This window comes from Myxococcales bacterium, from assembly GCA_016712525.1.
Lineage (GTDB): Bacteria > Myxococcota_A > Polyangia > Polyangiales > Polyangiaceae > JAAFHV01.
Map to the genome: position 1 here is coordinate 1 of JADJQX010000003.1, position 11,114 is coordinate 11,114.

Below are 11,114 nucleotides of genomic sequence, written 5' to 3' on the forward strand. Positions count from 1 at the left end.
TCGAACGAACGTCGTCGGTGGGACGACGTGTCTCTCCTGGTTCTCGCGCCCCTACTCCTCTGCGCACGCGCCGGGCAGGTCTCCGTGGGCGCCCGAGTCGAGCACGAGCTGCTCGCGGTTCGTGACGGGTGCTCCGGTGACGCCGACGACGCGCCCGCGTTTTCCGTTCGCGAGGCGCATCGTTCGCCCGACGATCGCGCTGGGCGCGAACCGCGGGGGCAGCGTGTCGAGCGTCATCGGGTTGGGCAGTTTGTCGTTGCCGCCGAAGTGGGCCTGGGGCACGCCGTCCCTCTCTCCGATGAGGCCTACGCACTTGCCGCGTTTGGTGGCGACCCAGGCGTAACGGGGGGTAGGGCTCGCCGCGAGCGCGATGTACGGCTCGACTGCCTTGGCGAAGAGGAGGAGCGCCAACACCGCGAAGAAGCTCACAGGCGGAGTGCCCACGACGGAGGCGACACCCATCGCGCTCGCGTGTGACGCTGCGGACACCACCTCGCGCGCGCGGAGCGCGGTCGTTGCGCCGATGGAGTCGATGTCGAAGGAGCGAGCGGTCGCGGCCTGCCTCAGCGCCGCGGGGTGAACGACGTTGTCGGCCGCGCAATAGCCACAACGAGCGATGGGCGAAGTGCCGAAGGACGCGAGTGAGGCGCCGCACACCGCGCAAGTCACGGGCTCGCCGGGCCGCTCGGGCGGAATCGCCGCGCTCGCCGCGAGGAGCCGCCGCCGCGCCCGTCCGACGAAGGCCGCGAGGATGCCCCCCACGCAGGCATAGACGAGCAGCGGGACCCAAGTCAGGGAGACGCCGATGATGCGGTTCGCGAGAGGAAGGCCGGGGTGCTCCTCGAACCCCTCGGCGACGCCTGCTACGGCGAGCGCCACGAACGGCAGCACGCCCAACGAGAGGACGACGATGGCACCCCACCGCGTTCGCAGCGCGCGCACGATGGCGGCCTGCGCCGAGGCGTCGAGCTGACGTGTCCGCTGATCGAGGCGCGAGAGCTCCCCCTGCGCGATCCGCAGCCGCTCGAGCACCTCGGGCCGCGGCGGCCCCTCGTACCCACACGATCGGCAGCGCACGCCGTGAAGCGAAGCGAGGGAGAGCGCCAGCGCGGCCCCACACCTCGGACACGGACACGTCTGCATAGGCGTACGATACGCCGGGAAGGGGAGGGAGCTTCCCTCTTTGGGGGCGAGGAGACCTCTCGAGGCCTCCGTGGGAGTGAGGTGCAGCCGAGGGGACACCGCCGACCCGTCGCGCCGCCTGCGAAGGACGTGATGCCCCCGAGGCACCCACAAAACGAAAACGGGCGCACCGCAGCGCGCCCGCCCTAGACTCCGTCCGGCTCCGGTCAGCCCGTAGGCCCGCCCGGTCCTTCTTCGTCGTCTTCGTCCTCGTTGTCGCCTGCGCCCTTCCCGAGGCCGAGCCCTCGCACGATGGCCGGGGACACCTGCAACACCAGGCGAGACTTGCCCTTCTTGCGCGCCGCTTTGAAGTCGTCCCAAATCCACTTCATCGCGAAGAGAGGCGCCCTTCAGCCTCGTTCTCAGCCGGGCTGTCGCGGTCGACCTGCTTGGCGGCGCCCTTGTTCGCGGTGGCCGCGTCGAGGGCCTTGGCCGTGGCCTCGAGCTCGGTGAGCGTCTCTTCGGTGATGTCTTGGAGGCTGAGGCGCAGGCCGAGGCCGTCCTTCTTCATCCAGCCGTGGAGCAGCGTCTTCGTGGAGCGGAGCGCCTCGGCCCGTGCGTCACGCCTCCGGCAGGGGGCGTTGGCGAGCTGTTCGCGGCGGGCCATATCGTCCCCAGCGCGCGGTTCGCTTGCTTTCGGATATCGCCCGAAAGCTCGATCGCCTTGGCGAGCGCGGCGGTCTCGGCCGTCGTCACGGAGGGATTTCGCACGATGGCATTGCCCGACACGACCTCGGCGAGCGCGCTCGTACAATCGAGGAACCACCGCGCGCGCTTCGGGCTCACGGCCCCATCGGCCGGATTCTCACCGATCGTGCGAGCCCACCCCACGGCGATGCGCAGCACGTCACGCGCCTTGGTGTTGTTCGCCCGTTTCCGACAGCTCTCCGGGGAGCTCGACTCCAAAAAGGCCTGAGACTCCGCGAGCGACAGCGGCGGAAGGACTTCCCTCAGGGTCGCCAGCGCCTCGCGCTCACCTGGCCCGCCTTCCGAAGGTGCCGTCGCGGTGGAACGTGCCGCCACCTTCGGGCCGCAGCGCCCGTGGGCGCAGGTTTCTTGGCCGATTTAGACCTGCTGCTTGAGTTTTGTTGTCCCCATGGGCCCAGAGGCTAAGGGATGATGCTGGGGGTGTCGAGGGGGAAAGTGGGGGGTAGCTAAGAGGGCCGCGGTGGCCTTGGAGGTCGCACCTGCCCGGACGCCCAGCGTGAACGTTTTGCAGAGGCCTGGTCAGCGACGGCTCGTGACACATTCTGCGCGCTCATCCGGCGTCGTCCGATGCACAGTCGCGTCGGGCTGCTATCGGCCGGCAACCCAAATCGGAGAAACCCCGTGAATCGGCGAGGAGATGCGCTTCCACCCGGGCCCATCTCTATCACTACACCGTACGGGAGGCGCCCATTCGTAATTTGGTCATGGCCGTCGTGAGGCTGGGGGCGTCACGACCAAACCCCTCATCCCCGATAAAAATGCGTTAGTATCTCGGGGTGGACCTGCCCCGCCTTCGCAAGCTTCTTCGACCGCAAGTTGAAAACTTGAAGGACCACGGAACGCACGAGCGATTGCCCGCCATCTGTGAAGTGCTCGGTCTGCCGCGCCCGGAACTCGACGGCTCCAAGCGAGAGCGGATGCTCGCGAGCTTCGACGCGTTGGCCGACGATTCCCTTCCCGAAGTGGCACTCCGATTCCTCACTCAGTTCCCGCCCGTGCCTTCCACCCGGAATGAACTCCAGGATTTGCTTTGGGCAGACGAGCCTGGGCCTCCGATCCCAAAGCGATTCAGGCGAGAGCTCGCTCGCGGTCTCGGTCACGATCTGTTGTATAGGGATGCCGAGAAGTTCGACGCGCTCGTCGAGTCACTCTTCGAGATCGAAGATGATCCGTTCTGTGACCCGTTCACTCCCCATCCGACCACCCTGCGTGCGCTAATCAGACGCCACGTGTACCGAAACCCTGGCGATTGGAGTGTAGAGGAGCTCTTCGCGCGGATTGGAGCGTACGACTGCTCGGACCGGCGCTTCTGTCTTCTCCTTGAGGGGATGGCGGGCGGCGCCGTTCGGCCAGACGTAGCCGAGCAGCGACTATTCGTCGAACGTGTCAACGAACTTCTCCGCCCGTGTACCGTCGAGCTCCGCGAGACCGGCTCGGAAGGTGGCTATCCGGTCTTTTCAGTCGCATCTCGGGGAAGCGCCCCCGGTCGGCCGAAGAACATCATCTTCGCCTCATCGGTAAAACCGGACCTCCGATTTCGCGACGCCGTAAACAATGACATCGAGATCGTCAGTAACGCGGATCAGGTACTGGTCTATGATGAGTCAATAACGGGAGAGGGCCTTCGATGGCATGATCTGCAGCGGTGGTGGGCGAGACGGGAGCAGATCGATGACGAGGAGGAGGCGAAGGCTACTCTCTATCGTAGGTTGCGGCGAAGTCTCCCGACAAACTCGCCCCCGCAGAGGTGGTTCTTTGAGAGCTATTTCCGTGCATTCGGTCAAGCGGTGCACAAGCTTCCGGCGCTGCTGCCAGAGGTCTGGCTTCACTGGGACCCGAGGACCGTTGCGGAGCGCGGGGCCGACGCTCTCGCTCGCTTTCGGATGGACTTCCTGTTGTTGCTTCCGCACGGCACCCGGGTCGTCGTCGAGGTCGATGGCAAGCACCACTTCGCCGAGAACGACGGCCTCGCAAGCCCAGGGAAATACAGCGAGATGGTGGCAGCGGACCGCGATCTCCGGCTCGCAGGGTACGAGGTGTACCGCTTCGGCGCGACGGAGTTGGTGAGCGGGGAGACATCGGACGTCCTCGTGAAGGAGTTTTTTACGCGCCTCTTCGGCAGGCACGGACTGACGACGTCGTGACAAAGCGAGCCGCCGACCATTGCCAGGAGTTGACGACGAGGCCCGGCCCAAGTACCACCGTTTCTCCCGCTCTGAAAACCCGCGATCCACACGCCGCCCCCCCCACACGAGCTCTCGGTCGCGGCCGACCGCCGACGAAACACCAGGAAGGTATCCATGCGTAAGTTGGTCGTGTCCGAGTTTCTCTCCTCGATGGCGTGATGCAGGCTCCCAGGGGCGCCGACAGGAACACCGAGGGCGGCTTCCGCACGGGAGCTGGACGCTGCCGTACTGGCACGACGACATCAGCGCCGCGTTCGGCGCGCTGATGCAGGACGTCGACGCGTTCCTCCTCGGCCGCAAGACGTACCTCATTCATGGCGAACGCCTTCGAGGCCGATGCCCGCCGGCGATCCGTTCGGCGATCTCATGAACGCGCCGGCCAAGTACGTCGTCTCGCGGACGCTCGAGACGCCCGTGTGGCGCAACACCACCATCATCGGGACGACGTGGTCGAGTCGGTGCGCAAGCTCAAGGCCGCCCCGGAAAGACCATCATGACCGACGGGAGCCACGAGCTCGTGCACACCCTCCTCCAGCACGACCTCGTCGACGAGCTGCACCTCTTGCTGCACCCGCTCGTCCTCGGCACCGGCAAAAGCTCTTTCCGTCGGGCCCCGCAGCGCCTCGCCTCCCCTTCCGCCTCGAGTCGGCCAAGCCCTACCCGAGCGGCGTCGTCGGGCTTCACTACGTCCGCGCGCGCTGACCGGAGAGAAGGGCGCAGGGGCGCGCTTCCCCTACGCCCCAGGCGGCAGGCGTGTGCCCACCAAAGGCACGCACACGCCAACCCGGTTGCCACATCGAGCCGCCGCCCGTGCCCACGACACGGGCTTTTTCACGATTCGCTCGAGGCACGGAACCTGCTTGAAGTGGCGCCGTGCGCCCCCCTCCTCCACACGCCGAAGCGTGGCCTCCGATGACCCTCGTGCGACGCCTCGGGGCCGCGCTCGTGGGCGCGTTGCTCGTGGCGATGGTGCCCTCGTGCCAGTCGCTCCCGGCCGCGCGATTCTGCGTGCGACGGCAAGACCTCACGCGATCGGCGCTACCTACCGGGACGCACAAGACTGCAGCACGTGCGTGCCGGGACGTCTACGGGGCCCTATAACGACCTGCCAGACCAGCTATTGCGAGGCCGGCGCCGCCCTGAGGGACAAGGTCGACCTCCTCTTCGTCGTCGACAACTCCGCGCTCATAGGCGAGACAAACAAGCCTTCCTCGCCGACGCGGCGAAGCCGGCTCGTGCTCGACCTCGCGAGCCCCGAGTGTGTCGACGCGTCGGGGGCGCCCACGGGCGAGCGCGCCCAGGCCGCCCGGCCAGCGGGACAAGAATGCCAACGAGGGACACCTCGTCATCCCCCGGTCGTCGACCTGCACATCGGTGTGCTCTCGTCGTCCCTCGGGGGGTACGGAAGTGACCAATGCCGAGCCACCGAGACGGACCCGCTCGACCCCGACGCTGGACGCGCACAAGGACGACGCCGCGCATCTCCTGAACCGCGCCGGGCCGAAGCAGACGCCGCTCCTGAACGCCGGGGCCGTCGAACGTCCTCGCCTGGTCTCCGCCGGCCACGAGGCGATGCCACGCAGCCCTCCGTCAGCACGACGCCGTACCAAGACCTCACTGCGCTCGCGCGGGCTGACACCGCGAGCCTCGTCGAAAGGGTCAGCCACGCGGGTTGCCGGTTCTCGTCGCCCCTCGAGGCGGCGTACCGGTTCCTCGTCGCGCCCGACCCCAACGACCACATGGCTCCTACGCCGAAGCTGGACACGACCCTCTTGGCCCAACGCGCGACGTTCCTCCGCCCCGACTCCGCCCTGGCCGTGGTGCTCGTGACCAATCAAGACGACGTCTCCCTCGACCCAGACTCGCTCGGCGGGCGGGGCGCATCCTATTTCGAGAGCACGTTTCCCCTCTCGGCCAACGTACCAGGAGCCCAACGCGATCCGTCCGTGGGGGCTCGACCGCCCCCTTGCCGCACCTCCCATGCCCAGACCAGCCCGGCTCGGTGGATTGCCGACCGTGCCGCTCTCGAGGAAAACCGAGGTCACCGCCGACCCCGCGTGCCCGGAAAATGAGGGGATTTCATCGAAAGGACGAGGACGATCTCGCGGTCCGCTTCCACCATGTCAGAGCGCTTCGGTGTCGACCCGCGCTTCCCGATACGGCGCTTCGTCGACGGCTTCGCTCGCCCGCGTGCCGAGCTCGCGCCCAACACGACGCGAGGGCGGCTACGTCGGCGGTGATTCGTGCCAAAACCCGCTCTTCGCCCCGAAGCTCCCGCTCACCGCGAAACGGGCTCGACGACCCGACGCTCTGCAATCTCGCGCGTGGGCCCCGTCGCAAGCACGACATCTTCGTCGTCGTCCTCGGGGTATACCGGACGATCTCGTGGGCGAAGGTCGACCGACGGCCGAACGGTGGATGACCATCGTCGAAGGCCCGACCCGGCTCGACGCTCCCGGCCTCGACGTGCGGATGTTCCCGTTCGTAGCCCCCGACTACCGGTCGCCCGCATCGACATCCCCTGCCGATCGCGAATTCGACACGAAAGTTCGAGCTCCAATACGCGTGCCCTTCCCCTCTCGGCCCGCAGCCCTGCGGGAAACGACCCTTCGTGCCCGTGCGATGCGACTCTCCGACATCCCGATCTGCAAGGTGGCGGGCGCACCCACGGGGAAGGCCGTCCCTTCGCAGCGGCCCCTCGAGCTCGCGTCGGCCCCTCTATGGGCAAGCGCTCATCCGGCTCGGTGTGCCCCGTGTCCACCACGCTGCCTCGCGAAGGGGGGCCCGAAAGAGCCCTACGGCTACCGAAAGACCATGAAGAGGCTCGACGCCGCGCTCGGTCCCCGCTTGAAGAGCCCCTGATCTGCGCGCTTCGCCGCGTCCGCGCCCTCGCCGCCCCTCGCAGCAAACCCTACCCGAGCAGCGTCGTCGGGCTTCACTACGTCCGCGCGCTGACCACGGGGGCTCGCGAGAAAAAGAACCGGGCGTGACGATTTCCACGCAGCGAACCCCGGCCGATTGCCGAACGAGCGGGACCAGGAGGTTCCATGTCCCGCTCTCGAACGCGTTTTTTCCTCGTCCGTTCTCCTTCTTTTGCTCCTCGCGGGGCGTCGTCCGTCGTCGCGTGCGGCGGACGACGGCCCGGCGCCGCTCCCCTCGCGAACGATCTCGCCGCGCGGCTCGAGGCCGACACCGGCGTCGCGTGGGCCTCCTCGCCGAGCCGGCGCGCCTAGCCCCGCCTGCTCGGCCCGACGACCCCGTCGCCCTCCCGGCGCCACCCACGAAGAGCAGGCCCGCGGCTTCTTCGCCCGCTACGGCGGGCGCTGGGCACCCACGGCGGCGCGCCCGCGTTCGTGCCGCTGACCGACAACGACGAGCCCGATAACGCCCACGAGACCGCCTTCACCGAGGTCGTCCCCGGGACCACGATCCCCGTGTTCGACGCCATCTCGTCCGTGCGCTTCGGCCAAGACGGGAAGGTCCTCTACGTGCAATCCGCGCTCGCGCACGACCTCTCCGCGCTCCCGCGTTCGCCCAAGCTCACCGAGCCCGACGCCGCGCGAAAAGCCGCCGAGCACGTCCTCGCCTCGTGCGGCGAGCCCCACCGTCACGCCGAAGATCTCCCTGGGCGCCCTGCCCGGAGACGCCCGCACCTCCCGCCGCGTCCGAGCTCGAGGAGGCCGTGGGCACCTGCTCGGGCCCCACGGTCCACGTCGACGCCACGGGGCGGGCCGTGCTCGAGATGCGCCGGCGAACGGCGAACCTCCGGGATCAGGCGTGGCGCCCGCTACTACTATTGGCGCGACCCGAGCGACGTCAAAAGCTCGACGTCTCGCAGAACGCCGACTACTCATGCGACCTCAGATCCGCCGACGCCTACGGTGTCGACCTTCGCGCTCGACGCACGCGGTGCCGATGCAGCCCATTCGCGTGTCCCAACTCGGCACGTGGGACTCGTTCGACAAGAGCGTCTCGGTCGATGCGGCCTACCATGCGCAGAAGGGGCTCGAGTACTTCCGCGTCGTCCACGGAAGAAAATGGCCTCGACAGGCGTGGGAGCCCCGTCGTCGTCGTGACCACGACACCGCCCTCCGGGGACAATGCCGCCTACCGGCCGTGGTCGAGGAGATCCACTTCCGGGGACGGAACGGTCGGCGGCGCGTTACCATGGACGGCGCTCTCGTTCGACGTCGTTGTGCACGAGCTCGCGCACGGCGTGATCGCGGCGACGTCCGGCCTCGTCTACGCTGCGGAGTCGGGCGCCCTCAACGAATCGTTCGCCGGACGTGATGGGCGTCTCGGCCGCCCACTGGTTGCCGGGCTCCGAGAAAAAGGCCGACATGCGTGTCGGGCGCCTGATTCTACAGAATGGGCAGGGTATCCGCGACCTCGCGGCACCACGGATCTTCCAGCAGCCCGACTACATGGCGGGCCGATACCTAAAGGGGCCCGCCGACATGGCGAACGACAACTGGTGTGCACTACTGCTCAGGGAATCCCCAACCAAGCCTTTGCGCTCATGACCATCGGCGGTGGCCTCGGATATTACCGGGTGCCGAAGCCCCTCGGTTTCGAGGCGACCCGCTACATCTGGTTCGAGCCGCTGACCTCGCTCCGAAACCCGCGAGCTTCCGCAAGGCCGCGATGGCCCAGACGTTCGAGGGCGGGCCTGCTAGGCCAGGGACTCTGACCAGCGTGGGGTGCGCATGGATGGCCGTCGGCGTCCTTACCCCCACCGACTCCGGCCCGTGGTGGCATCACATGCGGAGATCGCTCGCGGCTCTCGGACTGCGCAGATCGTGAATGGGTACGCGTGCCATGAGTCGGCGCCCTACGCCGCTTCCGTCTGTCGAAACGGAGCCATCGCAGGGGGGCATTTCTGTGCGACAAGCTCGAACAGCGCTGCATTCGTCGTGGGCCGTACGACTATCCGGGCCCGCCTGGACACGTTAGGTCAGCTTGCGTGCGAGGACATCAAATAAAGAGACACCCCTCTGTGCGCTCGTCCTCGCCCTCGTCGCGACGGCGACGGCCTGCGTCCCCACCCGCCGGCACGGGCCCGTGCCCGCCCCGGCCGCGGTCGGGAGTCGACCCTCCGCGGCTCGTCGCGTCGCTGCGCCGTGACTTCCCCGGGGCCCGGTCGACCCGTCGACTCCCGTCAGATCGTGCGAATCCGCCTCGGCGAAGTGGCCGCGGTCGGCGATCCGAGCTTCGCGAAGGGGGACTCTCGAGGCACCAGGCAGAGCTCAGGCCTCGGGCTTCACCTTCCCGTCGTTCCCGATGGCCCCCTCTTGGTCGTGGGCAGAACGCGACCGCTCCGCGGGTTTGCCGGGTGCCGGCGCGTGCGCTTCCAGGTGGGGTTCGACGACAGTGGGGGCTGTCTTCGTCGAGCGCGAATGCCGCCCCTTCGAGCACCGCCCCCGAGCTACCGCGCGCCCGCTCCCTCGACGGCCACGGGCGACGTCCGGATCCTCGCGCGAAAAAGGGGCCGCTGGTGGGCACTCCGCGACCCGCCTTCTCGAGGAGTCATCCTCGACCGCTACGGGGACGTGTATACGGCCGTCGACAGGGGTCGTTCGAGTCCTCGGACTACGACCTCCTCGACTACGTGCGAACGCTCCCGCCCGCCGAGGTCGAAACGGTTCATGTACGACGTGGCGCTCTCGATCGTCGAGCGAGGAGAGCCCGAGCGGGCCGCCTTCGCCCGACGAGCCGTCCCATGTCATCGACGGGTTCCTCGCGAAGGGACGGGCCGTGAGCCTGGCGCATCGCCGCGGTTCGACCGCCTCCCGAGCCCGCGCCTGGGCCGAGGACAACCTCCACGAGTGACCTCGCGCCCGTGGCGATCCATGTCGAGGAGTCGCTTCGTCGAAGCTTCCTCGCGCGGGAGCTCGGTGGTGCTTCCGGAGGTCACGCCGCAGCGAGCACGTCTCCGGACTCCCGCGACGAGCCACGCGGCCTCTCGGGCGTTCAGGGCCCGGCCCGCGTCGCAGGCTCGTCGCTCGGCTCGTCGCGGAGGGACGCCTCCGCGCGGCCCACGCCTCTTCGCGTGCGCGCTCGACCTCGCGGCGCTCCTCGGCCGTGAGCCGTGGAGCGAGAAGGCGTCGACGGCCCAGGCGAGCTCGGCGTGCCGGGCCTCGTCACGGGCGATCACCGCGAGGTCGCGCGCACCGCGGATCGCTCGCGCGGCGTGCTTGGAAGGCGGCCTGCGCCCGCGCCGTACGTCTCGCCCACGCAGCCCTCGCGCGCGTTCTCGAGCGCCATCGCGAGCACCGAACGCGGGCTCGGGCTCTCGACGGCGACCTCGGCGCATTTCCCCGCCGAACGCCTTGGCGAGCAGGCGCATCATCGTCGTGTGGCGGATCTCGTCACGAAGCCGCTCGCCGCGCGGCCGCGAGGGCTTCGGCCCCGCCCCGAGCGCCGGGCTCGCGCTCGAGTGTACGGAACGCAGGCACGCTCGCTTCTTCAGGTGCGTGCATTGCGCAAGAAATCGACCCGCCGACGTGAGGCCCGCAGACGTGTGCACCTCGCGCAGCCCCTCGGGGCGACGCCCCCCACGCCCACCGGGGCGAGACCAAGACCCTTGGATTTTCGGTGACGACACCGCTCGCGCTCACGTCGAGGGGTGTAGCCGTATTGCTGCTGCATGGAGGGCCGTTGACCCGCGCGGACCACGTAGCCACCACCCGGCGACGCGCTCAGGGTCGTCGCGTCGCACAACGCGCCGTAGCCTTGGAGGCGCGCGACGGGGAAACGGCTTCCGAGGGCGAGTCGACCGGGCGAGAATATGGCCCGACCGCGTTCAGCTTGTGGAACGACCGAAGGTGTCACCCTGGTTCACCACGAGCGACTCGACCGAGCACTGCCGAACTGCGCATTGCGGGAAGCCGAAGCGAGTGCCGATACCCGCGTACGCCTCGAGGCAGCGCGCCTTGTCGGTCGCGTTTCCGCACAACGCTCCTTCTTTGCGCGGATCTCGAGCGCTGGCGGCCCCCGCGTCGGAGCCCCGCCGCCATCCCCGAGGCTCGTCGACCTCGT

The 11,114-nt window shown here is 68.5% G+C and carries 6 protein-coding genes and 1 pseudogene; 4 read left to right on the plus strand and 3 right to left on the minus strand.

All coding sequences use genetic code 11. From position 1 onward, the window contains the following. Positions 1 to 51 precede the first annotated feature (51 nt). The 3 genes from IPK71_11725 to IPK71_11735 all read right to left on the minus strand — a co-directional run bounded on the left by IPK71_11725 (position 52) and on the right by IPK71_11735 (position 1,789). Entirely contained in the window at positions 52 to 1,077 is a 1,026-nt protein-coding gene (locus IPK71_11725; protein ID MBK8214408.1) for a hypothetical protein, read from the minus strand. A gap of 272 nt (positions 1,078 to 1,349) precedes the next feature. Beyond that, entirely contained in the window at positions 1,350 to 1,514 is a 165-nt protein-coding gene (locus IPK71_11730) for a hypothetical protein (GenBank protein ID MBK8214409.1), read from the minus strand. Next, positions 1,511 to 1,789, minus strand: a complete 279-nt coding sequence (locus tag IPK71_11735; protein MBK8214410.1) for a hypothetical protein — start codon at positions 1,787 to 1,789, stop codon at positions 1,511 to 1,513. Before IPK71_11735 ends, IPK71_11730 begins: the two co-directional genes overlap by 4 nt. A gap of 877 nt (positions 1,790 to 2,666) precedes the next feature. On the opposite strand from IPK71_11735, the gene IPK71_11740 reads away from it, so the two are divergent. From IPK71_11740 to IPK71_11755, 4 genes and pseudogenes are all read left to right on the plus strand, one after another. Beyond that, a complete protein-coding gene (locus IPK71_11740; protein MBK8214411.1) occupies positions 2,667 to 4,034 on the plus strand; it encodes a hypothetical protein in 1,368 nt (455 codons plus the stop codon). A gap of 156 nt (positions 4,035 to 4,190) precedes the next feature. Continuing rightward, positions 4,191 to 4,778 (plus strand): annotated as a pseudogene (locus tag IPK71_11745) (dihydrofolate reductase family protein). 210 nt (positions 4,779 to 4,988) lie between these two features. Then, positions 4,989 to 5,177: a hypothetical protein gene (locus IPK71_11750; GenBank protein ID MBK8214412.1), complete on the plus strand. Its 189-nt coding sequence runs from the start codon at positions 4,989 to 4,991 to the stop codon at positions 5,175 to 5,177. Between the two features lie 1,521 nt (positions 5,178 to 6,698). After that, positions 6,699 to 6,938: a hypothetical protein gene (locus tag IPK71_11755; protein MBK8214413.1), complete on the plus strand. Its 240-nt coding sequence runs from the start codon at positions 6,699 to 6,701 to the stop codon at positions 6,936 to 6,938. Positions 6,939 to 11,114: the final 4,176 nt, after the last annotated feature.